Annotated in this window: 21 protein-coding genes; 15 read left to right on the top strand and 6 right to left on the bottom strand. The window is 68.8% G+C overall.

Annotation, left to right across the window (positions count from 1 at the left end; translation table 11 throughout):
* The 3 genes from PMI14_RS05630 to PMI14_RS05620 form a co-directional block, all read left to right on the top strand.
* On the top strand, window positions 1-349 hold a 349-nt coding region (locus PMI14_RS05630), incomplete at its 5' end, for a winged helix-turn-helix domain-containing protein (protein ID WP_007850954.1).
* Entirely contained in the window at window positions 346-2,496 is a 2,151-nt protein-coding gene (locus tag PMI14_RS05625; RefSeq protein ID WP_007850952.1) for a HAMP domain-containing sensor histidine kinase, read from the top strand. The genes PMI14_RS05630 and PMI14_RS05625, both read left to right, overlap by 4 nt.
* Window positions 2,497-2,645: 149 nt before the next feature.
* Window positions 2,646-3,035, top strand: coding sequence for a hypothetical protein (locus tag PMI14_RS05620; protein WP_007850950.1), 390 nt, complete (start codon window positions 2,646-2,648; stop codon window positions 3,033-3,035).
* Between the two features lie 18 nt (window positions 3,036-3,053).
* Here the strand turns inward: PMI14_RS05620 and rpe are convergent, their stop codons facing one another.
* Window positions 3,054-3,734, bottom strand: coding sequence for a ribulose-phosphate 3-epimerase (gene rpe, locus PMI14_RS05615; protein ID WP_007850948.1), 681 nt, complete (start codon window positions 3,732-3,734; stop codon window positions 3,054-3,056).
* A 29-nt stretch (window positions 3,735-3,763) separates the two neighbouring features.
* On the opposite strand from rpe, the gene apaG reads away from it, so the two are divergent.
* The 5 genes from apaG (at window position 3,764) to PMI14_RS05590 (ending at window position 10,047) form a co-directional block, all read left to right on the top strand.
* Complete coding sequence (gene apaG / locus PMI14_RS05610; RefSeq protein WP_007850946.1) at window positions 3,764-4,171, top strand: Co2+/Mg2+ efflux protein ApaG; 408 nt, start codon at window positions 3,764-3,766, stop codon at window positions 4,169-4,171.
* Window positions 4,168-6,156 (top strand): site-specific recombinase, encoded by a 1,989-nt coding sequence (locus PMI14_RS05605; RefSeq protein ID WP_007850943.1) that lies wholly within the window; start codon window positions 4,168-4,170, stop codon window positions 6,154-6,156. Before apaG ends, PMI14_RS05605 begins: the two co-directional genes overlap by 4 nt.
* A gap of 333 nt (window positions 6,157-6,489) precedes the next feature.
* Window positions 6,490-7,749 carry a cation:proton antiporter gene (locus PMI14_RS05600; RefSeq protein ID WP_007850939.1) on the top strand — a complete coding sequence of 420 codons (1,260 nt, stop codon included), beginning with the start codon at window positions 6,490-6,492 and terminating at the stop codon, window positions 7,747-7,749.
* Entirely contained in the window at window positions 7,746-8,870 is a 1,125-nt protein-coding gene (locus PMI14_RS05595; RefSeq protein ID WP_007850937.1) for a YbdK family carboxylate-amine ligase, read from the top strand. Before PMI14_RS05600 ends, PMI14_RS05595 begins: the two co-directional genes overlap by 4 nt.
* Window positions 8,871-9,063: 193 nt before the next feature.
* Complete coding sequence (locus PMI14_RS05590) at window positions 9,064-10,047, top strand: tripartite tricarboxylate transporter substrate binding protein (RefSeq protein WP_007850935.1); 984 nt, start codon at window positions 9,064-9,066, stop codon at window positions 10,045-10,047.
* A gap of 77 nt (window positions 10,048-10,124) precedes the next feature.
* Here PMI14_RS05590 and PMI14_RS05585 read toward each other — a convergent pair whose 3' ends face one another.
* Together PMI14_RS05585 and PMI14_RS05580 are read right to left on the bottom strand one after the other, a co-directional pair.
* Complete coding sequence (locus PMI14_RS05585; protein ID WP_007850934.1) at window positions 10,125-11,393, bottom strand: glycerate kinase; 1,269 nt, start codon at window positions 11,391-11,393, stop codon at window positions 10,125-10,127.
* 65 nt (window positions 11,394-11,458) lie between these two features.
* Window positions 11,459-12,547: a tartrate dehydrogenase gene (locus tag PMI14_RS05580; RefSeq protein WP_007850931.1), complete on the bottom strand. Its 1,089-nt coding sequence runs from the start codon at window positions 12,545-12,547 to the stop codon at window positions 11,459-11,461.
* A gap of 115 nt (window positions 12,548-12,662) precedes the next feature.
* On the opposite strand from PMI14_RS05580, the gene PMI14_RS05575 reads away from it, so the two are divergent.
* Window positions 12,663-13,595: a LysR substrate-binding domain-containing protein gene (locus PMI14_RS05575; RefSeq protein WP_007850930.1), complete on the top strand. Its 933-nt coding sequence runs from the start codon at window positions 12,663-12,665 to the stop codon at window positions 13,593-13,595.
* A gap of 8 nt (window positions 13,596-13,603) precedes the next feature.
* Here PMI14_RS05575 and PMI14_RS05570 read toward each other — a convergent pair whose 3' ends face one another.
* On the bottom strand, window positions 13,604-13,789 hold the full coding sequence (locus PMI14_RS05570; protein WP_007850928.1) for a hypothetical protein: 186 nt from the start codon (window positions 13,787-13,789) through the stop codon (window positions 13,604-13,606).
* 158 nt (window positions 13,790-13,947) lie between these two features.
* Between PMI14_RS05570 and PMI14_RS05565 the strand changes: the two genes are divergently transcribed.
* Window positions 13,948-14,826, top strand: coding sequence for a LysR family transcriptional regulator (locus PMI14_RS05565; RefSeq protein WP_238541806.1), 879 nt, complete (start codon window positions 13,948-13,950; stop codon window positions 14,824-14,826).
* A 33-nt stretch (window positions 14,827-14,859) separates the two neighbouring features.
* Here PMI14_RS05565 and PMI14_RS33375 read toward each other — a convergent pair whose 3' ends face one another.
* A complete protein-coding gene (locus PMI14_RS33375; protein WP_007850924.1) occupies window positions 14,860-21,837 on the bottom strand; it encodes an ExeM/NucH family extracellular endonuclease in 6,978 nt (2,325 codons plus the stop codon).
* Between the two features lie 193 nt (window positions 21,838-22,030).
* On the opposite strand from PMI14_RS33375, the gene thiL reads away from it, so the two are divergent.
* The 4 genes from thiL (at window position 22,031) to PMI14_RS05535 (ending at window position 24,291) form a co-directional block, all read left to right on the top strand.
* Window positions 22,031-22,987 (top strand): thiamine-phosphate kinase, encoded by a 957-nt coding sequence (gene thiL / locus PMI14_RS05550; RefSeq protein ID WP_007850921.1) that lies wholly within the window; start codon window positions 22,031-22,033, stop codon window positions 22,985-22,987.
* Between the two features lie 105 nt (window positions 22,988-23,092).
* On the top strand, window positions 23,093-23,296 hold the full coding sequence (locus PMI14_RS05545; RefSeq protein WP_007850919.1) for a DUF2892 domain-containing protein: 204 nt from the start codon (window positions 23,093-23,095) through the stop codon (window positions 23,294-23,296).
* Window positions 23,296-23,841 carry an RNA polymerase sigma factor gene (locus PMI14_RS05540; protein WP_007850918.1) on the top strand — a complete coding sequence of 182 codons (546 nt, stop codon included), beginning with the start codon at window positions 23,296-23,298 and terminating at the stop codon, window positions 23,839-23,841. Before PMI14_RS05545 ends, PMI14_RS05540 begins: the two co-directional genes overlap by 1 nt.
* An 87-nt stretch (window positions 23,842-23,928) precedes the next feature.
* A complete protein-coding gene (locus PMI14_RS05535) occupies window positions 23,929-24,291 on the top strand; it encodes a hypothetical protein (protein WP_007850916.1) in 363 nt (120 codons plus the stop codon).
* A gap of 24 nt (window positions 24,292-24,315) precedes the next feature.
* On the opposite strand, the gene PMI14_RS05530 is transcribed toward PMI14_RS05535, so the two are convergent.
* Complete coding sequence (locus PMI14_RS05530; RefSeq protein ID WP_085947269.1) at window positions 24,316-25,284, bottom strand: TRAP transporter substrate-binding protein; 969 nt, start codon at window positions 25,282-25,284, stop codon at window positions 24,316-24,318.
* A gap of 387 nt (window positions 25,285-25,671) precedes the next feature.
* Between PMI14_RS05530 and PMI14_RS05525 the strand changes: the two genes are divergently transcribed.
* Window positions 25,672-26,639 (top strand): pectate lyase (locus PMI14_RS05525; RefSeq protein ID WP_007850912.1); only part of this gene is annotated, 968 nt, incomplete at its 3' end.

Genomic DNA, 26,639 nt, shown 5'->3' with positions numbered 1-26,639 from the left:
GGCGGCGCACCCCGCCGCCGTTGCGGCGGTCGCTCCCGGCGATGCGCTGGTGCTGGATCCGCTGTGGCAACGCAGCCCCACCTGGCGCGGCGAGCGCATCAACCTGCCGCTCACGGCGCAGCGCATCCTGGCCACGCTGCACCAGCGCAGCGGCGAGGTGGTGTCGTACGACGAGCTGTTCGAGGTGGTCAAGAGCGGGCGCAACCGCGACAACGTGCGCAAGCACGTGAGCACCATCCGCGAGGCCCTGCGCGAGGTGGACCCGGGCTTCGAGGGCATCGAGAACGTGCCCATGCGCGGCTTCCGCTGGGTCGGCTCGCCGCTGGCGCAGGGCCGCCTGAAGACATGATCAAGCGCCTGCTGCGCCCCGGCCTGGAGATGCCCCGGCTCGAAATGCCGCGCCTGGGGCTGCCGGCCTTTCGCCTGCGCATCCTCGTGCGCAGCGTCTTCATCCTGCTCGCGGTGGCCACCGTGGCGCTCAGCGTGGTGCTGTTGCGCGAAGAGAAGGAGCGCGCCTGGCAGAGCTACCAGCACGGCTTTCAGCGCAGCCAGGCCGAGGTGATGGCGCGGCTGCGCCACCCCTCGGGACAACTGGCGCTGCTCAACTCGGCCAGCCTGGGCCAGGGGGCCACGCCGCTGGCCCCGCTGCTGCTGCCCTACTCGGCAATCGATTTCGACGACCAGAACAAGGCCCAGCAGGCGGTGGAGATGGCCGGCTGCTCGGTGCTGTACCCCGATGGGTCTTCGGTCTGCGCGGCCATCGGCAACAACCCGTACGCGGGCGGATTCATCTACATCGTGGGCAGCTTCTATGCCGGCGAGCTGGCGGCGCGCGAACGCGGTGCGCTGGACCTGGCGGCCGTGCACCGCGCCCGCGTGACGCTGGACATGCGCGGCACCACCAGCCGCTGGGTGGCACCGTTCGAGGCCATGGCGCCGGCAAGCGGCACGGCGGCCGGCACCAGCCCCGGAGCGCGTGGCCGGCTCACGGGCTTTGTGGACGCAGGCAGCGACACCCTCGATGTGCGCGCGCGCCCGGTGCGCGATTTCCGCGGCTGGCTGTGGCAGAACGGCCAGTGCCGCGACCTGGCTGGTGCAGCGCCCGACTGCCAGCGCCGCAGCTTCTATTCCATCCGCCTGCCGGTGGAGCTGTTCCGCGAAGCGCTGTTCCGCAAGGACCAGCGCCTGGTGTGGCCGCCCGAGGACCTGGGCAGCATGCGCGTGCGCGTGGAGATGCTCGCGCCCGGTGAGGGCCCGGCCCTGTTCGACAGCAATGCCCCCGGTGCGCAACCCGGCGCCTCGCTGGCGGAAGTCACGCGCAGCCTGCTTCCCGGCGAGAAGGTGCAGGTGCGCAAGATGGGCGAAGGCGAGGAGCGCGCGCTCACCCTCAAGGGCAGCGAGGTGCAGGCCGAGCCCTCGGCGCCCTGGCTGATCCGCCTGGTGAGCTGGCTGCCGCTCGATGCGCCCGATGCGCGCGCCACGCCGGCGGGCCTGGATATCCTCGATACGCCCACGGGCAACTATGTGGTCAGCTTCACCGGCAACCTGCGCGGGCTGGAGCAGGGCCTGGCGGCGGTGGCCACGCGCATGTCCTGGTACCTCGGGGCCATGCTAACGGCGATCGCGCTGGCCTGGCTGATCGTGGAAGTGGGGCTGCTGCGCCGCGTGACCGCCCTCACCCGCCGCGCGGCCGCCGTCTCCTACAACGTGCAGGACGGGCACATCGGCCCGCGCCTCGGGGACCTCGACGTCTCGGACCTGCGCGGCTCGGACGAGCTCGGGATTCTTGCGGGCGGCCTGGCCGACCTGCTGCAGCGCGTGAAGGACGACATCCAGCGCGAACAGCTGCGCGCCCAGCAGGAGCGCGACATGTGGCACGCCGTGGGCCACGAGATCATGTCGCCGCTGCAGTCGCTGATGGTGCTGCACGGCGGGCCGGGCGACCCGGGGCACCGCTACGTGCAGCGCATGCAGCAGGCGGTGCACGTGCTCTATGGCACGGCCTCGCCGGCCGAGGCGCTGCAGGCGGCCGACGTGCCGCAGGGCCGGCTGGACCTCGACGCCTTCTTGCGCCATGTGGCGGGCAACGCGCACTTCGCGGGCATCGTGGACGTGGTGTACCCCGGAGGCGCCGGCGCAGTCATCGTGCGCGCCGACGAGTTTGCGCTGGAGGACGTGGTGACGCACATCCTGCGCAATGCCGACCGCTACCGCCCCGCGGGCACGGCCATCACGCTCACGCTCACGGCGTCGGAATCCACCGCCAGCGCCACGCTGCACAACGTGGGGGCCACGATTGCCGACGACCTGCTGGGCCGCATCTTCGAGCTTGGTGTGTCCGACCCCGACCTGCCCACGCCCGTGGGCGAAGGCGAGCACCGGGGCCAGGGGCTGTTCGTGGCCAAGACCTACATGGCCAAGATGGGCGGCACGATCAATGCGCGCAACACGGCCGATGGGGTGGCGTTCATTCTGACGTTCCAGCGGCTGGGCTAGGCAAGGCCGCAGGAAGAAGGCGCCACGGCGCACGGCCGGGGTGGGCGCTGTCCGACAGGGTGCCAGGGGATGCGGGGCTACGCTGCATCCATCCTTTTGCAACTTGGTTGCACCCCTGTCATTTGCGCCCTGCGCAAGGAGCCCTCGCCATGAAACGTTTCGCTTTTTTCGCCCCAGTCCTCACTGCTGCCCTGCTGGTGGCTTCTGGCGCCGCTTCGGCCCAGACAGCTTCTTCGGAGGCCACTGCCCGCTATGAGCAGGACCGCCAGAAGTGCATGACCAACAACACCCAGGACAGCATGGCGACCTGCATGCGCGAGGCCACCAACGCGCTCGATGCATCGCGCAAGGGCCAGCTGAGCGACCCCGGCCCTATCGCCGCAGCCAACGGCACCGACCGCTGCAATGCCTTCCAGAACGCGCAGGAGCGTTCGGAGTGTGTGCGACGCGTCGAGAGCAGTGCCGTGAGTGGCTCGGTCTCTGGCGGCGGCGTGCTGCGCGAATCAACGACGACCACGATCATCGTTCCCGCCAAGTAAAGATCGCCTGCGGCGGATTCAACCCAGCTGCAGGCGCATGGCGTCGATGACGCCCTTGTAGTCCGGCTTGCCGAAGATGGCGCTGCCTGCCACGAAGGTATCGGCCCCTGCATCCGCCACCCGGCGGATGTTGTCCGTCTTGATGCCGCCATCCACTTCCAGGCGGATGTCCTTGCCGGAAGCGTCGATGCGACGGCGCACGTCCTCGATCTTGCGCAGGGCGGAGTCGATGAAGCTCTGGCCTCCGAAACCGGGGTTCACGCTCATGATCAGGATCAGGTCGATGTCATCGATCACCCAGTCCAGCACGTCGAGCGGCGAGGCCGGGTTGAACACCAGGCCGGGCTTGACGCCCTTGGAGCGGATGGCCTGGATGCTGCGATGCACATGGCCCGAGGCATCGGGGTGGAAGCTGATGTAGTCGGCGCCGGCATCGGCAAACGCGGCTGCCAGGGCATCCACGGGTTGGATCATCAGGTGCACATCCACCGGAATGGCGGTTCCATCGGCCGTTTTGGCGTGCGGCTTGAGCGCCTGGCACACCATGGGGCCGAAAGTGAGGTTGGGCACGTAATGGTTGTCCATCACGTCGAAGTGGATCCAGTCCGCCCCGGCGGCAATGACATTGCGCACTTCTTCGCCCAGGCGGGCGAAATCGGCGGAGAGGATCGAGGGGGCTATGCGAAAAGGTCGGCTCATGCCCCGATTGTCGCAGTTACCATTCGCCCATGCCAAAGTACCAGTTTGACGTGCAGGTGCAGCCCGAGTACCTGCCGGAGCAGTCTGCCCCGGACACGGGGGTGTTCAGCTTCGCCTACACGATCACCATCACCAATGCCGGGGATGCGCCCGCGCAGCTGATCTCCCGCCACTGGATCATCAGCGATTCGCGCGGCCACACCGAGGAGGTCAAGGGCCTGGGTGTGGTGGGGCACCAACCCCTGCTCAAGCCCGGTGAGTCGTTCCAGTACACGAGCGGTTGCCGCCTGCGCACGGCCAGCGGCACCATGCACGGCACCTTCCACTGCGTGGGCGAGGAAGGCGAGCCCTTCGACGCCAAGGTGGACCTGTTCATGCTGGAGGCGATCAACCAGGGGCCTTCGGGGCAGCCCCTGACCGGCCGGGTGCTGCATTGAGCCGCAGCGTCGACCTCGCCAGCATCCTGGCACAGCTGGACCCCGCCGCCGACCTGGCGCACCGCCACCTGTGGCTGATCGGCCTGCTCGACTGGGTGCGCGGCAAGCGCGACTCGGTGCCGGGCGCCATCGGCCGGCTGCAGCTGTTCCTGGATGCGGTGGAAACCCGCCCCGAGGTGCAGGCCAAACTGCAGGCCTGGTGGGCGGTGCTGGTGGACACGGTGGACATCACCACGCTGCTGGCCGATTTCGGCTTTGCGCCACGCACAGCGCTGGCCAGCGAGGTGGCCGAGCGCCTGCGCACCAAGCTGCTGCCGGGAAGCCCCGAGACCATCGATGCCTCGGAACTGTTCATGCTGGCCCTGCCGGGCGGGTTCGACGCCCAGTGGGTGGCCGCACTGGACGAAGCCCAGCTCACGCGCCTGGTGCACCTGCTGGCGCCCACGGACACGGGCGGCGCCTCGCGCTGGCAGAAGGCCCTGCTCGACGCCATCACCTACTGCGCAGGGCAGATCCTCTCGACCGGCTTTGCGCCCGAGCTGCGCCTGCGCATGAGCGAGGCGGCGCGCGAGTCCCAGCCCTTCCATGCCCTGATCCACGACGTGGAGAGCCTGCGCGTGGAAGTGCTGCACGGCCTGCGCACGCCCGAGCGGCTCGACGCCGCCGTGCAGCGCCTGCGCGAGCGGCTCGAGGCCTGCCGCGCGGCGGCCGCGACGGTCTACACGCATTTCGAGGACAACGGCATCTCGGTCGGCCTGGTGTTCCGCCTGCGCCAGCTGCGCGAGCGCATCCTGCGCGTGCGCCTGCTGCTCGATTGCCTGCTGTCGCCCCAGCCGGCGCTGACGGCCGCCAAGCTCATGGCCAGCCTGGTGCTGGTGGGGCAGGAGCGGCGCAGCCTGCGCGCGCTGTTCGCCTCCAACTCCTCGCTGCTCGCGGCCAAGGTGGCCGAGCGCAGTGCCGAGACGGGCGAGCACTACATCACCCGCACGGGCGCCGAGTACCGCTCCATGGTGAAGAAGGCAGCCGGCGGCGGGGCGCTGATGGCCTTCACCACGCTGGCCAAGTTCGGCCTGTATGCGCTGGCACTGTCGGCCTTCTGGGGCGGCTTCTGGGCGGGCGTGAACTACGCTGTCACCTTCGTGCTGATCCAGCTGCTGCACCTCACGGTGGCCACCAAGCAGCCGGCGATGACGGCCCCGGCCATGGCCGCCAAGCTCAAGGAGCTCGGGGCCAGCGATGCCATCGAGTCCTTCGTCGACGAGATCACCCACCTGGTGCGCTCGCAGGTGGCGGCGGTGCTGGGCAATGTGCTCGTGGTCTTCCCGGCCGTGCTCGTGCTGGCCCTGCTGATCGCACAGGCCACCGGGGCGCCGGCCATCACGGCCAGGCAGGCCGAGCATGTGTTCGAGTCACTGCACCTGCTCGGGCCTTCGCTGTTCTTCGCGGCCTTCACCGGGGTGCTGCTGTTCCTGTCGAGCATCATCGCGGGCTGGACGGAGAACTGGTTCGTGCTGCACCGGCTGGACTCGGCCATGCACTACAACCCACGCATCACCGGTCTGCTGGGCCATGCGCGCGCAGCCCGCTGGGCGCGCTTCCTGCGCGAAAACCTCTCGGGCTTCGCGGCCAACATCTCGCTCGGCTTCATGCTCGGCCTGGTGCCGGCCATCGCGGGTTTCTTCGGCTTGGGCCTGGACGTGCGGCACGTGACGCTGTCCACGGGGCAGATCGGCGCGGCCTGCGCGGCCCTGGGCCTGGCCGTGGTCCATATGCAGGCCTTCTGGTGGGCCGTGGCGGCCATTCCGCTGATCGGTGCGCTCAACGTCACGGTGAGCTTCTACCTGGCCTTCAGCCTGGCGCTGCGCGCACAGAGCGTGAGCGGCGTGGACCGCTCGCGCATCTATGCGGCCATCCGCCAGCGCCTGGGCTCGGCCCCCTTGAGCTTCTTCATGCCGGGGCGCGGGCGCGCTGCCCCCGGGCCTTGAAACACCCCGCAACAGACTGCGCACAGCCCCTTACAAAGCTCGAAACTGTCCTACAAGAAGCACGGATGGAGACAGTTAAATTAGGCGCACCCTGGCAGGCCTCGGCCGGTGCGCAAAGCCGAAGCGGTTCCTGAGGTCTCTGCAGGGTACGTTAAGGTAACGGAGCGCCAGCCGCTGTCTGTCGGCTGGGCCATGGCTGTGCACCATGCCGCGCCGCACCGATGTGATCTGGCCGGTACCGCCCGGCACGGGCCACCGCACCGGTGGTGCCGTGCTGCCGAAGAATCAACCCGCGGGCGCCTGCCGTGCCCGCGCCATGCAGAGGTCACCTACATGAATGAAATCCTGAGCTTCTGGGCGCAGTGGCTGCGCCCCTCGGCCGGGCTCCCCACCGTGCAATGGTCCCTGCTGCTGGCCGTGGCCGCCGTGGCGGGCTACCTGTGCCAGCGCCATACCGGCCTGCCCAAGGTAGTGGGCTATTCGCTGGTGGGCACGGCCGCAGGCCTGGCCGGCTTCAGCGGCGCGCTGTGGCCGCTGCAGGGCATCGGCCTGTTCCTGCTGGAGCTCGGGATCGCGCTGGTGCTGTTCGAGTGCGGCGGGCGCATTCCGCTGCGCTGGTTCCGCCACAACCCCATGGTGCTGGTGCAGAGCATCGCCGAATCCACGCTGACCTACTTCGCCGTGTACTGGGTGCTGGTATGGCTCAACCAGCCCACCCAGGTGGCCGGCCCGCTGGCCCTGGTGGCGCTGGCCGCCTCGCCCGCCGTGCTGACGCGCGTGGTGGCCGACACGCGCGCCGCCGGCCCGGTGACCGAGCGCGCCATCGTGCTCGCCACCCTGTCCACGCTGTACGCGCTGACCCTGGGCAGTGCCCGCGCCGAGCAGATCAATCGCCAGAGCCTGACGCTTCTGGACACCATGTACCCCGTGGTGGTGGTGCTCGGCGTCTCGGTGGTGGTGGCGGCCGCGCTGGCGCTGGTGATGCGCATGGCGCTGCGCATCATGAGCCCGGCCAGCGAAAACACCTCCATGCTGCTGCTGGCGCTGATCGCGGCCGGCACGGCCGTGGCCGCGCACATGGGCGGATCGGCCCCGCTGGCCGCACTGCTGGGCGGCATCCTGCTCAAGCAGGTGAACCCACGCCCCTGGGCCTGGCCGCGCCAGCTGGGCAATGCCTCGTCGCTGCTGACCATGCTGATGTTCGTGCTGGTCTCCACCGTGGCCGCGCAGGCCGACTGGAGCGGCCCCGTGGCCGGCGTGGTGCTGGCCCTGATCGCCGTGCGCCTGGTGGCCAAGGTGCTGGGCGTGGCCCTGGGCAACGTGGGCAGCGGTGCCAGCTGGCGCCAGGCGCTGTGGGTCGGCGGCGCGATGACGCCCATGTCCTCCATCGCCCTGCTGATCGCCTCGCAGTTCGTCGTGGCCTCGCCTTCCACCGGCCACCTGATCGCCCGCGTTGCCCTGCCCGCCATCCTGCTGATGGAGGTGCTGGGCGCGGTGATCGCCACCGTGGCCATCTACCGCGCAGGGGAGAGTTCGAAACCCTGGGCGCCCCTGTCGAACACCGCCACCAGCAGCAACGGAGACAACGCGTGAGCCTTGAAGCCTTCAACCATTCCGAACCGCTGACGCTGGGCGTCGAGCTGGAGCTGCAGCTCGTCAACACCAACGACTACGATCTCGCGCCCTACGCCGAGGACATGCTGCGCCTGATGCACAAGACACCGCTGCCCGGCAGTGTGGTGCCCGAGATGACGAACAGCATGATCGAGATCTCCACCGACATCTGCCACTCGGCCAGCGAGGTGCTGGGCCAGCTCACGCCGATCCGCGATGCCCTGGTCAAGAGCGCCGACAAGCTCAACATCGCCGTGGTGGGCGGCGGCACACATCCGTTCCAGCAGTGGCACGAGCGGCGCATCTACGACAAGCCGCGCTTTCGCGAGCTGTCGGAGCTGTACGGCTACCTGTCCAAGCAGTTCACCATCTTCGGCCAGCACGTGCACATCGGCTGCCCCGATGCCAATGCCGCGCTGCTCATGCTGCACCGCATGTCACGCTACATCCCGCACTTCATCGCGCTGTCGGCATCGAGCCCCTACGTGCAGGGCCAGGACACGGCCTTCGACTCGGCACGCCTGAATTCGGTGTTCGCCTTCCCGCTGTCGGGCCGGGCACCGTTCGCGCTGACCTGGGAGGACTTCACCGCCTACTTCGACAAGATGACGCGCACCGGCGTGGTCAAGAGCATGAAGGACTTCTACTGGGACATCCGCCCCAAGCCGGAGTTCGGCACCATCGAGATCCGCGTGTTCGACACGCCGCTGACCATCGAGCGCGCCGCGGCCCTGGCGGGCTATGTGCAGTCGCTCGGTGCCTGGTTCCTCGCGGACCAGCCCTTCATGCCCGAAGAGGACGACTACCTGGTCTACACCTACAACCGCTTCCAGGCCTGCCGCTTCGGCATGGACGCGGTGTACGTGGACCCGTCCACCGGCGACCACATGCCGCTGCGCGAGCACATCATGATGACCATGGACAAGATCGCCAGCCATGCCGCCATGCAGGGCGCGGCCAATGCCATGCACATGCTGCGCACCGAGACTGAGGCCGGCCAGAACGACGCACGCTGGCTGCGCGAGCGCCAGCGCGAGGAGCAGCTGCTGGCCGAGGTCAGCCGCCAGGCCGCGCAGCGTTTTCGCGGCGCGCACGCCTGAGCGGCTCGGCCCCGGGGCGGCCATGGCCCTGAGTGCAATGCCACTGGGACCGGCCTGATTGTTCACCTGCAGTTAAGGGCGAATTAACTTCGCGCCCGCGCACTCCAGACCTGCCCACGCATGATGGTGCCACGCACCGCAGCACCCGACTGCGGGCTTCCCCGACCGGGGAAAACCATCAGGAGACAGGACCATGAACGCCCCCCATTCACCTCGCGCAAGGCTGACGGCTCTCGCCGCGCTCGCCCTGGGCCTTGCCGCCCCCACCGCCTTCGCGCAGGCCTGGCCCACCAAGCCCATCAGCCTGGTGGTGCCGTTCCCGCCCGGAGGCAGTTCCGACGTGCTGGCGCGTGCGCTGACGGACCGGCTCGGGCAGAGCCTGGGCCAGGCGGTGATCGTCGAAAGCCGCCCCGGCGCCGGTGCCACGCTGGGGGCGGACTACGTTTCCAAGGCCAAGGCCGATGGCTACACCCTGCTCATGGGCGCGGTGCACCACACCATCGCCACCAGCGTGTACCGCAAGCTGCCCTACGATTTCGAGAAGAGCTTCGCGCCCATCACCACGGTGGCGCTGGTGCCCAATGTGCTGGTGGTGAACGCCAAGTCCACAGCCACCGATGTGAAGGGCGTGGTCGCGCTGGCCAAGGCCGCGCCGGGCAAGTTCTCGTACGGCTCCAACGGCAACGGCACGGTGCAGCACCTGATCGGCACGCAGTTCGCCGGCCTGACCGGCGTGGACCTGCTGCACGTGCCCTACAAGGGCAGCGCGCCGCTGACCACCGACCTGCTGGGCGGGCAGATCGACATGTCCTTCGACACCCTCACGCCGGTGGTGCAGCACATCAAGGCGGGCAAGCTGCGCGCCGTGGCGGTGACGACGGCCAAACGCTCGAGCACCTTGCCCGACGTGCCCACGCTCGCGGAATCGGGCATGAAGGAATTCGACCAGGGCACCTGGTTCGGGATCATGGCGCCCGCAGGCACGCCCAAGGAGGTGGTCACGCGCCTGAACACCGAGCTTGTGAAGATCATCCAGTCGCCGGACTTCAGGAAGCGCATGGAGGAGATCGGCGCCGAGCCCATCGGCAACACGCCGGCCGAGATGGAGGCCCAGATCCGCAATGACACGGCCAAGTACGCCCGCCTGGTGAAGGAGGCGAAGGTCTCGATCGACTGAAGCCCGCGGTGGCGCCCGGGAGACCGGGCCCTGCGCTGTCCCACAGGGTGCAGGCTCTCGCAGAGCCTGCACCTTTTTCATGGGATCAGGATCGCGCGGAAGTCGTTCACGTTGGTCAGCGTGGGGCCGGTGACGATGGCATCGCCCAGGGCCTCGAAGAAGCCGTGGGCGTCGTTGTCGTCGAGCCGGTCGCGGGCGCGCAGGCCCAGGGCGCGTGCCCGTGCAAGGGTATCGGGTGCGAGCGTGGCGCCGGCGATTTCCTCCTGGCCATCCACGCCATCGGTATCACCGGCCAGGGCATGGATGCCGGGCTCGCCGCCGAGTGCGATGGCCAGGGCCAGCAGGAATTCCACGTTGCGTCCGCCTCGCCCCTGGCCCCGCAGGGTCACCGTGGTCTCGCCGCCCGACAGCAGCACGCAGGGCCTTGCAAAGGGCTGGCCGCGCCGTGCCACCTGCAGCGCGATGCCTGCAAGCACCTGGGCCACATCGCGCGACTCGCCCTCGATCGCATCGCCCAGGATGTGGGCGTTCCACCCCGCTTCGCGTGCCACCGCCGCAGCGGCTTCGAGTGCCATCTGCGGCGTGCAGACGAGGCGGGTCTCGATGGAGGGAAGGCCGGCAGCGCCGGGCTTGGGCGTTTCGCCCGCACCGCTGGCCAGCAGGTCGAGCGCGGCCGGCGGCACCGCGATGCCATGGCGGCGCAGGATGACGAGCGCGTCGGCACAGGTGCTCGGGTCCGGCACGGTGGGCCCGGAGGCGATGTCGGCCGGATCGTCGCCCGGCACGTCGGAGAGCAGCAGGTTCACCACACGCGCGGGCGCGCAGGCCAGCGCCAGCCGCCCACCCTTGAGGGCCGAGAGGTGGCGCCGCACGCAGTTCATCTCGGCGATGCTGGCGCCGCTGGCCAGCAGGCTGCGGTTGAGGGCCTGCTTGTCGGCCAGCGTGATGCCCGGCAAGGCCAGCGGCAGCAGCGAGGAGCCTCCGCCGGAGATGAGGCACAGCACCAGGTCGTCGGCCGTGAGGCCGGCAACCAGGGCCCGCATGCGGCGTGCCGCCTGCTCACCCGCCGCATCGGGCACGGGGTGTGCAGCCTCGGCGATCTCGATGCGCTGGCAAGGCACGGCATGGCCGTAGCGTGTGACCACCAGGCCCGACAGCGGACCGGGCCAGTGGTCTTCGACCGCACGCGCCATGGCAGCCGAGGCCTTGCCCGCACCAATGACCACGAGCCGCCCCCTGGGCGGCAGCGGCAGGTGGGGTGGCACGCACAGCGCCGGCTGTGCGGCTGCGATGGCTGCGTCGAACATGCGGCGCAGCAGGGCTTGCGGGGTATCCCCATGCATCATCGGATTCCGGTCGGCCCGCGGCGAAGCAGGCGGGGCGCGCAGGGCCCCGGGGAGAGGTGCGGACCTCAAGCGGCCTTGCGCTGTGCCTGCACACCCAGTTGTGCGCAGACGGCATCGGTCACCTGGGCGGTGGTCGCGCTGCCGCCCAGGTCCCGCGTGTGCAGGGCCGGGTTGGCGGTCACGGACTCCACGGCGGCCATCACCTGCGCGGCGGCGGCGTGCTCGCCCAGGTGCTCGAGCAGCATCACCACCGACCAGAAGGTGCCCACCGGGTTGGCCAGGCCCTTGCCCATGATGTCGAAGGCCGAGCCGTGGATGGGCTCGAACATCGAGGGGTAGCGGCGCTCGGGATCGATGTTGCCGGTGGGCGCGATGCCCAGGCTGCCGGCCAGCGCGGCGGCCAGGTCGCTCAGGATGTCGGCGTGCAGGTTGGTGGCGACGATGGTGTCCAGCGTGGCCGGGCGGTTGACCATGCGCGCCGTGGCTGCGTCGACCAGTTCCTTGTCCCATGCCACGTCAGGGAATTCCTTCGCGATCTGTACTGCGATCTCGTCCCACATCACCATGGCATGGCGCTGGGCATTGCTCTTGGTGACCACGGTGAGCAGCTTGCGCGGCCGTGACTGGGCCATGCGGAAGGCATAGCGCATGATGCGCTCGACCCCGGCGCGCGTCATCATCGACACGTCGGTGGCGGCCTCGATGGGGTGGCCCTGGTGCACGCGCCCGCCGACACCGGCGTACTCGCCTTCGGAGTTCTCGCGCACGATGACCCAGTTGAGGTCGTCGGGCCCGCAGCGCTTGAGCGGACCGTCGATGCCCGGCAGGATGCGCGTGGGCCGCACATTGGCGTACTGGTCGAAGCCCTGGCAGATCTTCAGGCGCAGGCCCCAGAGCGTGATGTGGTCGGGGATGTGCGGGTCGCCGGCCGAGCCGAACAGGATGGCATCCTTGCCGCGCAGGGCATCGAGCCCGTCCGCGGGCATCATCACCCCGTGGGCGCGGTAGTAGTCGCCGCCCCAGCCGAAATCCTCGAACTCGAAGCGGAAGGAGGACTGGGCGGCGGCCAGGGCCTGCAGCACCTGCCGGCCCGCGGGCACGACCTCCTTGCCGATGCCGTCACCGGGAATGGTCGCGATCTGGTAGGTCTTCATGGGGCGTCTCCGTGCGGGATGTGAATCGATGCCGCCACTGTAGGAACACCGCAGGCCCTGCGCTCACGCTAATATTCAATCCATCGTTAACCTGGATTCAACAATGGGAGGCACGATGGGCAAGGGCATCCAAGCCGCGGACCTGGGCTTCTTCTCCTCGCTGGCCAGCGCCGGCAGCCTGAGCGCTGCCGCGCGTGAGATGGGCATCACCACGCCGGCCGTGAGCAAGCACCTGGCGCTGATGGAGTCTCGGCTCGGGGTGGCGTTGGTGAACCGCACCACGCGGCGCATGGGCCTCACGCCCGAGGGCGAGCTGTACCTGGAGAATGCACGGCGCATCCTGGGTGAGATCGATGGCATGGAGGAGCTGCTGGGGGTTTCCAAGGCGGTGCCCAAGGGGTTGCTGCGGGTGAACGCCACGCTGGGCTTCGGGCGCAGCCATGTGGCGCCACTGATCTCGCAATTCGTGCGCAAGTACCCCGAACTGGAAGTGCAGCTGCAGCTGTCGGTCAACCCGCCGGCGCTGACCGAAGACGCGTTCGACGTCTGCATCCGTTTTGGCGCACCGCCAGACTCGCGCGTCATCGCGCGGCACCTGGCGCCGAACCGCCGGCTCCTCTGCGCGTCCCCGGCCTACCTGGCCCAGCATGGCATTCCCAAAGTGCCCAACGACCTCACCAAGCACAACTGCATCGGCATCCGCCAGGGCGAGGAGGCCTACGGCGTGTGGCGGCTGTCCAGCGGCCGGGGCCGCAGCGTCCAGGTCGAGGCGGTCAAGACGCGTGGCAGCCTCACCACCAACGATGGGGAGATCGCCGTGAACTGGGCACTGGACGGCCACGGTATCCTGATGCGCGCACAGTGGGACATCGAGCGCCATCTGCGCAATGGCCGGCTGGTGCCGGTGCTGCCCCAGTACTTCACGCCCGATGCGGACATCTACGCCATCTACCCCCAGCGCCACCAGTTGGCGGCGCGGGTGCGCGCCTTCGTGGATTTCGTGGGGCACGCGTTCTCCCAGCCGCCGGGCACGACCCAGGCCGGGTAGCGCTGCGCTCAGGCGCGCCATCCATGCGGGCGGTGCCACCAGTGCCGGCCTGCGCCCAGCAACCGGCTCCAGCCGCGCCACAGCATGCCGGGAGCGCTCCACAGCGCTTCGTTGCGCAGCCTGTTCGCCTGCTGCACCGCCGCCTGCCTGCAGCGCAGGTAATCGGACAGTTTCCATTCAGTGTGCGGCGGCATGGGGGCCTCCCTTTCCAAGATGCCGCGACTGTAGGAAAGGCAAGTCCTCGGGGCAACGCCCCGGGCTGCAACAGCGCTTTGCGCCGGCTGCAAAGCCGCCCTCGCCCTGCGATGGGTGCCGCTACCATTGGCCCATGCGCGATATCCGCTTTGAAGACATGCACCTCTTCGTCCGTGTGGCGGACCTGGGCTCGCTCTCGGCCGTGGCACGCGAGCGCGACGTGCCCGTGAGCCAGGTGTCACGCACGCTGGCGCGCATCGAGAAGGCATGCAATGCGCGGCTGATCCACCGCTCGACCCACGGCCTCACGCCCACGGCCGAGGGGCTGACCTTTCTCGAGTACTGCCGGCGCCTGACCAGCACCATGGACGAGCTCGAAGGCGAGTTCGCCAGCCAGAGCGGCCAGGCCAGCGGCTCGGTGCGCGTGGCCGCCAGCTCGGTGGTGGCCGAGCACCTGCTGATCCCCAGCTTCGACAGCCTGCAGCAGGCGCACCCGCTGCTGCGCGTGGAACTGGTGGTGGACGACCGCATGGCCGACATGGCGCGCGACGGCATCGACATCGCCATCCGCACCGGTCCACCCACCAGTGACACCGTGGTGGCCCGCCCGCTGGGCACGCTGGTGCGCCGGCTCTATGCCACGCCGGCCTACCTGCTGGCCCATGGCACGCCGCAGCACCCGGACGAGCTGCACCGCCACCGACTCATCACCAACAGCGCCGTGGCCCAGCTCAACCGCTGGCCCTTCATCGTCGACGGTGAACCGCATGTGGTGGTGGCCGACGGGCACTGGCGCTCCGGCAGCACCGGCATCACGGCGCGCCTGGCGCTGCAAGGCCTGGGCATTGCACGGCTGGCCACGCTGGTGGCCGAGCCGCTGGTGCAGCAGGGCGTGCTGGCGCCCGTGCTGCGCGCGTGGGTGGACGAGCAGCCCTCGCCGATCCACGCCATCACGCTCACGCGCAGGCACCGCCTGCCCAAGATCAAGGCCTGCATCGACCACTGGGCCCAGTGGTTCGCGGGCCCGCCAGCCTGACGCAGGCCAGGCCGGCATGCACCCCTGCGGCGCTCAGAATGCGCTGGCGTCCAGCGGCTGCACCACACCCACCAGCTCGGCCAGGCCTTCCGTGGCGATCGGCAGCTTGGCCACCGCCGCCAGAAAGGCGCCCTGCGTGGCATAGGCCTTGCCAGGGCCGATCAGCGATGCGAACTCCTGCACCTGCTGGGCCGTGGGGGCCACGCCCGTGACGCTCTGGAACAGGAAGCCCACCAGGCCGTCATTGCCGATGCCGGGGGCCAGCGCATCGATGAAGGACTGGGCCAGCGCGTCCAGGCCCGCCAGGCTGTCGGCCTTGTGCACCCACTGGCTCAGGGCTGCGGTGTCCGGCTTCTGGCCGAAGATGGTGTAGGCCAGGGCCAGCATCTGGCCGGTCTTGCCGCCCTCGCTGGTCGCGCTGGGCAGCGCCACGTCGAAGGCAAACAGGCTGCCTTGCAGCTCCACGCGTTCCACGCCGCTCAGGGTGACGGGGCCCGTGGGGGTGTTGATCACCACCTTGCCGCTGCTGTCCTGGCTGATGCCCAGGCGCAGCACGTCGGCCAGCGTGGCCGAGACCACGACCGTGTCCACGCCGCTGCCGCCCGTCACCGTGTCGGCACCGCCGCCGGTGACCACGCGGGTCAGGGGCAGGTTCGGCACGACGATGATGTCGTTGCCACTGGAGCCCTGCAGCGTGGCGGGTTCGCCAGGCGCCGTGGGGGGAATGACGGGGATGGTCGGCGGGATGGGCGTGCCACCGCCACCGGATGCGGGCGTGCTGTCGAGGTTGAGGCCGATCAGGATCGGGTTGTGGTCGCTCGAACGGTAGGGATCGGCATTGAAGTAGCTCGCGTCCTGCGCGTCGTTCTTGTTCTCCATGTTGTAGTCGAGCACCGCCGGCTCTTCGGCGTTGATGCCCCACTTGTAGGTGCCGCTCACCTGGCCAGCCAGGCTGCCGCTGGCCAGCGCATGGTCGAGCGATCCCCAGAGGCCGTCGAACGAATAGGAGTTGCCCGTGGAGACCTTGGTGTAGCCATTGGCGGCCAGCTTGGTGATCGGGTCTTCCTTGGCATAGGCGTTGAAGTCGCCGACCAGCAGCACATCGCTGTCGGTGGTGCCGGTGGGCTTGGTGGCCAGCCAGGCGGACAGGTCCTCGGCGGCCTTCACGCGGGCCAGGTTGTTGGCGCCCTGGCCATCGCCGATGTCGGCATCGAGCACACTGCCCTTGGACTTGAAGTGGTTCACCACCACGGTGAACTCTTCGTTGTCGGCGTTGGACTTGAAGGTCTGGGCCACCGGAACGCGGCTGCCGAAGGCGGCCGAGAACGCGGTGTACACGGTGGGGTCGGCCACGGCGGCCTGGCCCACCGGGGTCACCTTGCCGGGCTTGTAGACAATGGCCACCATGATGGCATCGGTGCCTGCGGTCGCAGCATCTCCGGCCTTGGCGCCATCGTTGTAGGGCGCCTTGATGTAGGCATAGGTGCCTGCACCGGCCTTGGCGTTGAGCGCATCCACCAACGCGTCGAGGGCACTGCTGCCGTCGGCGAAGCCGTTGTTCTGCACCTCCATCAGGCCCAGCACATCGGCGTCCATGCCCACCAGGTTCTCCACCACCTTGGCCTGCTGGCGTGCCAGTTCGGCGCTGTTGGTGACACCGCGGCCGGATTGCGTGGCGCCGTCGGGTGTGGTGAAGCTGCCGGTGCCCAGCGTGGTGAAGTAGTTGAGCACGTTGGCCGAGCCGACCTTGATCTCGGCATTGCGGATGCTGGCCGGGATGTCGGCCACGGTGGGACGGGCATCGCCCGTGAAGTTCACGGCCTGCGTGGGCTGCACGCGGTAGCTGGTTTCGTGCGTGGCGGCGGCCGCGTCCACCAGTTGATCGACGATGCCGGTCACACTGGCCACGCTGTCGCCCGCGCGCAGCGTGTTGCTGGCCGACAGCGGCTGGCCGCCGCGGCCGATGTGGGTCGCGGGGTTCTGCGAGCCGTTCAGATCGTCCAGGATGATCTGGTCCTTCTTGAGTTCGGCCAGGTAGTCGGTGTTGCCGCTGACGCTGGGCGCATGCAGTTCGGTGTACTGCGACTGCACGGCGTCCGAGGTCAGCGTGACCTGGCCGTACTGGCCCAGGTTGTAGTTGTCGGTGACCACCAGCTTGCCGCCGGCCGTGCCGGACTGCACGGTCACCAGCATGCCTTCATAGGCCTCCCAGTCCACGGCGCTGGCCACGGGCAGCGTGACCACCGCCGCAGCGGGCAGACCGGCGTTGTCCTGCACCAGCGTGAAGCCCGTGGGGGCGGTGAGCTGTGTCTGGCCGCGAAAGTCGGCCACCGTGCCCTTGATGCGCACCTTGTCGCCCACGCTGTTCGCATCCAGGCCCGCGATGGGGGTGCTGCCGTAGTAGACGAAGATGCCTTCGGAGGTGCTGGCATTGCCGTCGTAGTCGGCCGTCTCTTCCTGCACGTAGAAGCCCTGCAGGTTGGGCGCGTAGCCGGTCACGATGCCTTCGATGGTGACCGTGTTGCCCATGAGCAGCGCGGTGTCGGTGCTGCCCTGGATCTCGTGGATCCTGGTGATCGGGGCTTCGTCGGTGCGAACCAGCCCTTGCGCAGCGCCGCCGATGATGGTGGTGCCCGCCGATGCGCCCGACAGTGTGACGGTGAAGGCCTCGTCCTGCTCCAGCTGGGTGTCGCCCTGCACGCCGATGGTGATGGTCCTGCTGGTCTCGCCGGCCGCGAAGCTCACGCTGCCCGAGGGCAGTGCACCGCCCACGAAGTCATCGGTCGCAACGGGCGAGCCGCCCGAACCCGCCACGGCCCACTGCACCGAAGCAGCGGCCGAGGCATCGCCCGCGCGCGTCACGGTGAAGGTGTAGTTGGTGGTGCCGCTGTTGCCTTCCGGCTTGTCGGCGCTGGTGGCGGCAATGGAGACCACCGGGCCCGTGAAGCTCTCCAGCTTGAAGTCGTCCACGCGCCAGCTCGAGGCGGTGTTGGAGCCCGTGCCCGACGCCTGGTACTGGAACACGAAGTGGACATTCGCGCCCTGGATGGCCGAGAGGTCGATCAGGCCCGAGGGCGTGGTCGTCTGGCTGTCTGCCGGCGAATGGGTGTAGGACAGCTGCGTCCAGGTGGCGGCCGTGGGGTCGCCCGAGCCGCTGTAGTTGGTGGAGTAGTAGAGCTTGACCTCGGGGTCGGCGATGCCGGTGTCGGCAAAGCGCGTCCAGGTGCTGAAGCTCAGGAACTCGGCGCTCGTGCCGTCGAGGTTGAAGGCCTTGGAGACCAGCCAGTCGTTGGCATTGGCGGTGTCGCCAAAGCCGTTGACCTCGGCGGTCTTGGTGGCCGCGCTGTAGTACCAGCTGCTGGCCGCGTCGGCATCCTTGCTGAACACCGTGAACTCGCTGAAGCCTGCGGCGTTCTCGAAGGTCTGCGTGTAGCTCGGGGCCGCGCCCGGTGGAAGGGCCGGGGCACTGGTCAGGCCCGGCGATCCGATGTTGGCCGGCGTTCCGGTCTGCGCGAAGGCGCCCAGCTGGCCGGCCACGGCAGCCTTGTAGGTCGGGTTGGTGGTGGACAGGCCGTCCCACACGGCCGAGGTGGTGGCCGTGCCGCCGAAGGCCACGCCCGCGTGCTCGGAGCCGGTCACCGCGCCGCCACCGGTCTTGGACATGGGCGCCACCGCCGTGCTGCCATTGGTGAAGGCAGCGCCGCTGTAGTTGATGGCCGTGGCCACCTGGCCGTTGGCGTCGAGGATCACCACGCCGTCGCCCTTGCCCAGGCCCGGACCGCCCACGGCCACGACGCTGGTGTTGGCATCCAGGCCCCAGGCCGCCTTCAGCGCGGCGGGATCGGTGACTTCACCGGCCACCACCAGCTTGCCGCCGGCAGGGATCTTGGTACCGCTGGCAAACGTGCCCAGCTTGGTCGGATCGGCGGCCGAGTCGGTCCACTTCCAGCCAGACAGGTCGATCTCGGTCGTGCCGTAGTTGAACAGCTCGAAGAAGTCGCCCGGGGTGGCGTTGGAATTGACTTCGGTGATCAGCAGCTTGGGCGCTTGAACCACCAGCGTTCCGGGCGAGCCGATGTTGGCCGGCGTGCCGGTCTGTGCAAAAGCGCCCAGTTCGCCCACCACAGCGGCCTTGTAGGTCGGGTTGGTGGTGGAGACGCCGTCCCACACGGCGGATGCGGTGGCCGTGCCACCCACGGCCACGCCCGCGTGCTCTGTCACGCTGACCACGCCCCCGCCGCTCTTGGCCAGCGGGTTCACCGTCGTGCTGCCATTGGTGAACGCGGCGCCGCCGTAGTTGAGGGCCGTCGCCACCTGGCCGCTGCCGTCCAGGATGACCACGCCATCGCCCTTGCCCAGGCCGGGGCCGCCGACGGCGACGACATTGGTGCCGGCGTCCAGGCCCCAGGCGGTCTTCAGTGCGGTGGGGTCTGCCGTCTCACCGGCCACCACCAGCTTGCCGCCGGCGGCGATCTTGGTGCCGCTGGCAAAGCTGCCCATCGTGCCGGAAACGCCTGCGGAGTCGGTCCACTTCCAGCCAGTGAGGTCGATCTCCGTGCTGCCGTAGTTGTACAGCTCGAAGAAGTCGCCGGGCGTGGCGTTGGAGTTGACTTCGGTGATCAGCAGCTTGGGCGCCGGGGCGGCCGAGGTGGTGAAGTTCAGCGCAGCATTGCCCGTGAGGCCGGTCCAGCTGTTGCCGTAGTGGTCCTTGAGGGTGCCGGACACGGCTTCGACGTAGTACGCGGTGCCCGCAGCCAGGTCGGCCGTCGGGTTGATGGTGACGGTATTGAAGGCCACCGTGACCTGGGTGGTGTCGGTGGCGGCGATCGTCGCCACGACGCTGTTGTCGCTGACCTTCTTGATCACGAAGTCGCCCGTGCCACGTGCCACGCCCTCATTGAAGCGCAGCACGATGTCGGCGCTCTTGCCAAAGTTGGCGGCATCGTCGGCAGGCGTGCTGCTGGCCAGTGTGGGGCCCGTGCTGTCGGCGACATTGGCGCCGATCTGCACCCAGTTGCCCACGAATTTCTGCTGTGCTGCGGGCAGGTCCTTGGACGCGGTGGAACCGCCCCAGGTGCTGTCGCCATTGTCCTGCAGCAACTGCACCAGGGTGCCCTGGGCCGTGCTCTGCACGTCGACGATGGTCTCGAAGCTGCCGCCTGTGGGGTCGCGCAGGGTATCGAGGTTCACGTCCAGCTCGGTGGGCGTGGTGCCCACGCCGTCCCAGCGGAACAGACGGAAGTCGTGGGTGACTTCGTTGCTCGCCGAGCCCGATGGGCCGGCCAGGATCAGGTAGCTGCCGTCGCCAGCCTTCTCGATGGAACGGATGCCGCGGCCGCCGAGGTTGAGTTCGTGGACGGCGCTGACGTTGGGTGCGGAGCCGCCACTGGCATCCACCAGGCCCGCCACGGCCAGCTCCAGCACCACGGCCTTATCGCGCGTGTTGGCGTCGGTCTGTGGCGCGCGGAAGGCCACCAGCAGCTTGCTGCCGTCCTGCGAGGCGGTCATGCCTTCGATGGAAAAGCCGTTGACGTTCTCGGGGATCACACCGGTGGCCGAAGACACCGCGAAGCCGAAGTAGTTCGCACCCTTGCCGTGTGCATTGCCCTGGTCCCAGGCCACGAGCTGGGCTTCCAGACCGCTGTGCTTGCCCAGGTAGGTGAACTGGGTGTCGGCGCCCGTGCCGGTGATCTGCACGGCCACGATGAATTCGCGGCTGTCCTGGTCCGCACCGCTCTTGTTGTTGCTGTGCGAGCCGGTGAAGTAGAAGGTGTCGCCAATGCGCGTGCCGGCTTCCAGGTCCAGTTCGCCGCCATTGCCCAGGGCGGTGCCGTAGTTCCATTCCTTGACGGCCGGTCCGCCGGCACGGTCGTACACGCGCAGCACGCTGGCTTCGTCGTCGCCCACCACCATCCAGTTGGCGTCAAGCGCCAGCGCGGCCGAGGCGTCGGAGCTGCCCGCCGTGGTGCCGGTGTTGGGGCTGAAGGTCTGCTGGCTGCCGGCCGAGCCCAGGTCGGCAAAGTCGATCCTGAGGTTGCTCTTGGTGGCGTTGGTGACACCGGCAGCCGATCCGCCGGTGAAGGCGCCATCGGCAAACGTGACCGTCAGGTTGTTGACGTCGTTGGCGTTGGCATGGCTGTTGGCGGTCCCGGTGAAGCCCAGTTCGGCCGTGGTGGCGCTGGTGCGGGTGAGCACGGCGGTGAGGCCTGCGGGCACATTGCTGACCGTGGCTGCGGACAGCAGGCTGGCGCCATCGGCGCCGGTGAAGGTCTCGCCGGTGAGCGTGATGGTAATCTTGGAACCTGCGGCCAGATGGCCGTCGAAGGCCTGGGATTCGTTGATGCTGCCGCTGTAGGCCAGGCTGGGGCCGACGGGCCCGGCGGCGGTGGAGCTCACCACGATGTCGTCGATGCCGATCCATTCGTCGTTGCCCACCGCATTGGTGGTGATGATGCGCAGCTGCAGCTGGGCCGCACCATTGGCATCGGCAGGCAATGTGACCGAGACCGGCGTGTCTTTGGTGAGGGACGGGCCGTTCGAGGCGTCCGCCACGGAGGCGGCAGGCACATTGACGAAATTGCCCGTGTTGCCCACGCGGTACTGCAATGCCACGGGCTGGACGGCGTTGTCGGCGGTGGTGTCCACGTCGCGCAGGGTGTAGCTCACCACGATGTCCTTGCGACCAGAGGCATCCAGGTGGACCACCAGGTGCGGCGCGTTGGCCGAACCGGAGCCCTGCAGCCCGACCACAGGATTGGCCAGGCCATCGAATTCGGCGGCCCCGCCAGACGAGCTGGTGACCAGCGCCTGGGCAAAGACGCCCACGGTACCGCCCGCCCCATCCGCCACCACGGTCTGCGGGTCGACGCCGGTCGACGCCGTCAGGCCGTTGCCCAGGTATCCCATGATGGAGGGAACACCGCTCCAGTCATTGGCGGTGGTGATCAGCCCGGTATTGGTCCAGTCCTGGCTGAAATTGCTGGTCGACAGGGCGTGGTAGACGGTGGTCATGCTCGTTTCCTCCGCGTGCGCGCGGGTGTGTAGGTCAATGGGGAGGCGCTGGCGAAAGTCCTTTTCACCGCGCAAGAGGGGTGGGCCTGCGGACAAGGAGTCCGGGCCGCGAACCGCTGACTCTAGGCAGCCTGTGTTGCAGTGGTATGTCACCCTCCCACAAGCGTGCGGCGCGACGCGCCACAATCCCCCCATGGGTGAATTCGATCTGATCGCACGCTATTTCACGCGGCCCGTGCGCCGCGCAGCCCTGGGCGTGGGGGACGACTGCGCACTGCTGGCGCCTGCCGCCGGCATGCAACTGGCGGTGTCGAGCGACATGCTGGTGGAAGGCCGCCACTTCTTTGCCGATGTGGCCCCCGAGGCCCTGGGCCACAAGGCGCTGGCCGTGAACCTGTCGGACTTGGCCGCCTGCGGGGCCCGGCCACTGGCATTCACGCTGGCGCTGGCGCTGCCACGCGTGGACGAGGCCTGGCTGGCCGGCTTTTCACGGGGGCTGCTGGCCCTGGCCGATGCCCATGGCTGCGAGCTGGTCGGTGGCGACACCACGCAGGGCCCGCTCAATATCTGCATCACCGTGTTCGGCGAGGTGCCTGTCGGCCAGGCCCTGTTGCGCAGCGGTGCGCGCGCCGGCGACGACCTCTATGTGAGCGGCACGCTGGGCGATGCCCGGCTGGCGCTGGAAGCCCTGCTGGGCCACACCGCGCTGGCGCCCGGGGTGCTGGCTGCCGTGCGCCAGCGGCTGGAGCGGCCCACGCCGCGCGTGGCCCTGGGCCTGGCGCTGCGCGGCGTGGCCAGCAGCGCGATGGACGTGAGCGACGGGCTGCTGGGAGACCTGTCCCACATCCTCAAGGCATCGGGTGTGGGTGCGCGCATCGATACCTCGCTCGCGGGCGCCCTGATGGCCCAGGGCAGCGCCGTGGCGGACCCAGAGCTCCTGCGCCAGTGCACCCTGGCCGGTGGCGACGACTATGAACTGGCCTTCACCGCACCACCCTTGCAGCGCGCGGCGGTGGCTGCGGCTGCGCAGGCCAGCCAGACCCCGGTGGCGCGCATCGGCACGATCGAGGCAGAAACCGGCCTGCGGTTGGTGGATGGACAAGGCCGGCCGGTGGACCAGCGCTATGCCTCGTTCGACCACTTCGGCTGAAACTTTTTTTCCCACAGCATGAATCCTTTGGCTCCAAGGCCCGCTCTTGTCAGGGAAGGCGCCCCGTGCCGGCGCCTTCTCTTTCAACCCCCAAGGAGCTTTGCCATGCTGTACCGCAAGAACATCACCCGCCCCGAAAGCCTGCTGCGCATCGTCGCCGGAGTGGTCCTCATCGCCGCCAGCCTTTTCTGGCTCGGCGCCACGCCGCTCGGCCTGGTGCTGGCCGCATCGGGCGCCACGGGCATCGTGACCGGGCTCTTCGGCTACTGCCCGGCCTGCGCCATGGTGGGCAGGAAGCCGGTGGAGTGATGGGCGTGGCACTGCCCACGGTGGCGCAGTTGCTGCCCGCGGCGCGGGCCGGCGATGCCGAGGCCATGGAGCGCCTGCTGGCGCTGGCCCGGCCCGACATCCGCCGCTATGCGCTGCGCCACTGCGCAGCCACCACCGCGACCGATGACGTGGTGCAGGAGGCGCTGATCATCGTCTACCGCCGCGTGGGTGCGCTGCGCGAGGTGGCGGCCTTTGGCGGCTGGGTGGTGCGCATCGTGCAGCGGCTGTGCATGCGCCCGGCGCTGGCCTGGCTCAAAGGCGAGCCGCTGGCGCAGGTGGAGGACAGCATGGCCTGGTCCCACCGGCCCGACGATGAACTGCGCCACGACCTCGCCCTGGCCATCGATTCGCTGCCACCCAAGTACCGCGAGGCCCTGCTGCTGCGCGACTTCGAAGAGCTCACCATCGAGGAGATGGCCCAGCGCCTTTCCACCACGCGCGAGGCGGCCAAGAGCCGGCTGCACCGCGCGCGCAGCCTGGTGCGGGAGTACCTCGTGCCCAGCTCCGAGGCCACACAGCGCTGAATGCCTGCCGCCAGGAGGGCTGCGCTGCGCAATAGTTCACGCAGTGAGCCCCGGGGCTCGCGCACAACGCGCGCGACCAGGTGCACCATGTCGCCCATGGCTTGCACCTATCTGTTCTTCCGACCTGCGCGATTACCACTGTCTACCAATGGGCTCTCGCCCGAGACCGTGCTGATGCTGCGCGACACCGATCACATCAAGGAATGCCTCGCGCAGGTGGCGCCAGGATTGGAGTGGGTCCACCCCACCCGGGGCCAGGCCACGGCGCTGGGCCACAGGGTGGAATTCCATCTGCCTGAAGACCTGTCCCAAAGCCCGCCCGCCATGCATAGCTCGCTGCGCATCGACTACACCCCCTGGGTGCAGTCGCTGTGCGACCGATTGGGCTGGCTGGCTTTCGATGAACGGCCCATGTGCCTGCAGCCGCACAGCTCGGCCTTTCCAGCCTGAACGCGGCCCCCTTGGCCGCGCACCCTATTTGGCAATGATGGTCAGCAGTTCTTCGCGCGTGGTCGGATCGGCCATGTACTTGTTGTACAGCGGCGCCATGCGCCGCACGAAGGGCGAGACGTCCTTGACCCGCACGAACTGCGCCCCCTGTCTGGCCGTGTTCTCAAAGGCCTGGGCCACGCGCTTGTTCCACAGCTCGCGCATCAGCAGGGCCGACTGGGCGCCCGCATCCGCGAAGGCCTTGCGGTCCTCGGCCGAGAGCCTGGCCCACAGCGCGCTGGACACCACCAGTGCCTCAGGGGAGACCACATGGTTGGTCACGTACACACTCTTGGCCACCTTGAAGTGCCCGGTGGACTCGTAGGAGGGCATGTTGTTCTCCGCACAATCGATGGCGCCCTGCTGGAAGCCCCCCAGCACCTCCTTGAAGGGCAGGGCCACGGGTTTGGCGTCGAGCAGCCGGATCATCTCCATGAACACCTCGGACTGCTGCACGCGGATCGACGCCCCCGCCAGGTCGCGGATGCTGGCCAGCGCGCGGTTGGCGCAATAGAAGGAGCGCCCGCCCCCGTCGTACCAGCCCAGCACCACGAAGCCGGCGGACTGCAGGTTGGCGGCAAAGCGCTGCCCCAGCGCGCCATCGAGGTGGCGGAACATGTGGGCTGAGTCGGTGAACAGGAACGGCAGGTTCAGCACCTTGATGCCGGGCACCGCATCGGACAGCGGGCCGGAGCTGAACTCGGCAATGTCGATCTCGCCGCTCTTGAGCATCTGCACCGCCTTGGGCTGGTCGCCCAGCGTGGCGTTGGAGAACACCTCGATCTGGTAGCGGCCCTGCGTGGCCCGCGCCACCTGGGCGGCAAAGCCTTTCATGGCCTCGGTCACCGGGTAACCGTCGGGGTGGATGTTCCATGCGCGCAGCCGCGTGGGTGCCTGCGCATGGCTGGCCTCGGCGCACAGCAGGGCCAGGCACAGGGCACCCAGCCACGCCATGCCGGATCGGGTCCATCGGTTCACAGGTCTCCTCCTTGGGTTGCAGGTGCCTGGCAGTTCGAACCCCAGGGCTTCGACACCGGCCGTTATGCGCCAATTCATATGACGTCATATAACTTATTTGCTTTTTTCAATGCCTGAAAAGGCACCCATCCCCGGCCAAGCGGGCTCTAGCAACCGCATTCTGCTGCAACATCTGCACACAAGAGGTTCGGGTAAACGCCAGCACGCTGCCGGATTGCGCTGCAGAGAATCACGCCCTAGTTGTACGACATCATCTGTCATGGATGCGCCACAACAGCAGGACAAGAGCCCATGGGCCGGCCTGCGACGGCGGCACACGAGGTGCCAGCCAGCCCCTGTTCCCAACCTTCGAGGAGACAACCGATGAAGCGCAGAGACTTTGCCATTGCCACCACCCTGACCCCGCTGCTGCTGTCCGCGTGCGGCGGTGGCGACTCCGGGCCGGCGCCCCTGACCGGCACCCGGGCCGAAGCCGCAGCCGGCCTCAAGCGCGCGGCCCAGTACATGGACGAAGTGGTGTCCTACCAGGGCGGCTACGTCTGGTCGTATTCGCCCGACCTCAAGCAGACCTTTGGCGAAATGGAGGCCTACCGCACCATGTGCTGGATCCAGCCGCCCGGCACGCCCTCCGTCGGCCATGTCTACCTCGATGCCTACCACGCCACCGGCGATGAACGCTACTACCAGGCGGCCGAGCGCACGGCGCTGGCCATCGTCGCGGCGCAGCACCGCTCGGGCGGTTGGAATTACATCCATGACTTCGCGGGCGAGGACTCGCTCAAGCGCTGGTACGACACCATCGGCAAGAACGGCTGGCGGCTCGAGGAGTTCCAGCACTACTACGGCAACGCCACCTTCGACGACGCGGGCACGGCCGTGGCCTCGCAGTTGCTGCTGCGCATGTTCGTGGAAAAGCGCGATGTGCGCTTCTCCGGCCCGCTGCTGCGCGCCATCGACTTCGTGGTGCAGTCGCAGTTCGGCCCCGAGTACGGTATTGCCGACGGGGGCTGGCCGCAGCGCTTCCCGCATTTCCCGGGGGCCGTGAGCAGCATGCCGCTGCCCAACCCGCAGCAGGTGCCTGCAGGCGCGCGCGTGGGCATGGCCGATGGCGACTACACGCTGCACGTCACCTTCAACGACGACGTGATGGGCGAGAACATCAAGTTCCTCACCCTGTGCGTGACGGCACTGGGCGAGACACGCCTGATCGGCAACATCCAGCGCGCCATGGAATGCATGCGCCTCATGCAGCAACCCGGGCCCCAGGCCGGCTGGAGCCTGCAGCACCTCTCGCGCCCCACGGCGGGGCGGCCGGCGGGTGCGCCCGCCGG

The sequence above is a fragment of the Acidovorax sp. CF316 genome (assembly GCF_000276605.1).
Classification (GTDB): Bacteria; Pseudomonadota; Gammaproteobacteria; order Burkholderiales; family Burkholderiaceae_C; genus Acidovorax.
This window is presented reverse-complemented; position numbering and strand designations above follow the sequence as displayed.

Bases quoted from the DNA above. Each gene is read 5' to 3' on its own strand.
- PMI14_RS05625 (WP_007850952.1), top strand. From the start codon at position 346: ATGATCAAGCGCCTGCTGCGCCCCGGCCTGGAGATGCCCCGGCTCGAA.
- PMI14_RS05620 (WP_007850950.1), top strand. From the start codon at position 2,646: ATGAAACGTTTCGCTTTTTTCGCCCCAGTCCTCACTGCTGCCCTGCTG.
- rpe (WP_007850948.1), bottom strand. From the start codon at position 3,734: ATGAGCCGACCTTTTCGCATAGCCCCCTCGATCCTCTCCGCCGATTTC.
- apaG (WP_007850946.1), top strand. From the start codon at position 3,764: ATGCCAAAGTACCAGTTTGACGTGCAGGTGCAGCCCGAGTACCTGCCG.
- PMI14_RS05600 (WP_007850939.1), top strand. From the start codon at position 6,490: ATGAATGAAATCCTGAGCTTCTGGGCGCAGTGGCTGCGCCCCTCGGCC.
- PMI14_RS05590 (WP_007850935.1), top strand. From the start codon at position 9,064: ATGAACGCCCCCCATTCACCTCGCGCAAGGCTGACGGCTCTCGCCGCG.
- PMI14_RS05585 (WP_007850934.1), bottom strand. From the start codon at position 11,393: ATGATGCATGGGGATACCCCGCAAGCCCTGCTGCGCCGCATGTTCGAC.
- PMI14_RS05580 (WP_007850931.1), bottom strand. From the start codon at position 12,547: ATGAAGACCTACCAGATCGCGACCATTCCCGGTGACGGCATCGGCAAG.
- PMI14_RS05575 (WP_007850930.1), top strand. From the start codon at position 12,663: ATGGGCAAGGGCATCCAAGCCGCGGACCTGGGCTTCTTCTCCTCGCTG.
- PMI14_RS05570 (WP_007850928.1), bottom strand. From the start codon at position 13,789: ATGCCGCCGCACACTGAATGGAAACTGTCCGATTACCTGCGCTGCAGG.
- PMI14_RS05565 (WP_238541806.1), top strand. From the start codon at position 13,948: ATGCACCTCTTCGTCCGTGTGGCGGACCTGGGCTCGCTCTCGGCCGTG.
- PMI14_RS33375 (WP_007850924.1), bottom strand. From the start codon at position 21,837: ATGACCACCGTCTACCACGCCCTGTCGACCAGCAATTTCAGCCAGGAC.
- thiL (WP_007850921.1), top strand. From the start codon at position 22,031: ATGGGTGAATTCGATCTGATCGCACGCTATTTCACGCGGCCCGTGCGC.
- PMI14_RS05545 (WP_007850919.1), top strand. From the start codon at position 23,093: ATGCTGTACCGCAAGAACATCACCCGCCCCGAAAGCCTGCTGCGCATC.
- PMI14_RS05540 (WP_007850918.1), top strand. From the start codon at position 23,296: ATGGGCGTGGCACTGCCCACGGTGGCGCAGTTGCTGCCCGCGGCGCGG.
- PMI14_RS05535 (WP_007850916.1), top strand. From the start codon at position 23,929: ATGTCGCCCATGGCTTGCACCTATCTGTTCTTCCGACCTGCGCGATTA.
- PMI14_RS05530 (WP_085947269.1), bottom strand. From the start codon at position 25,284: ATGGCGTGGCTGGGTGCCCTGTGCCTGGCCCTGCTGTGCGCCGAGGCC.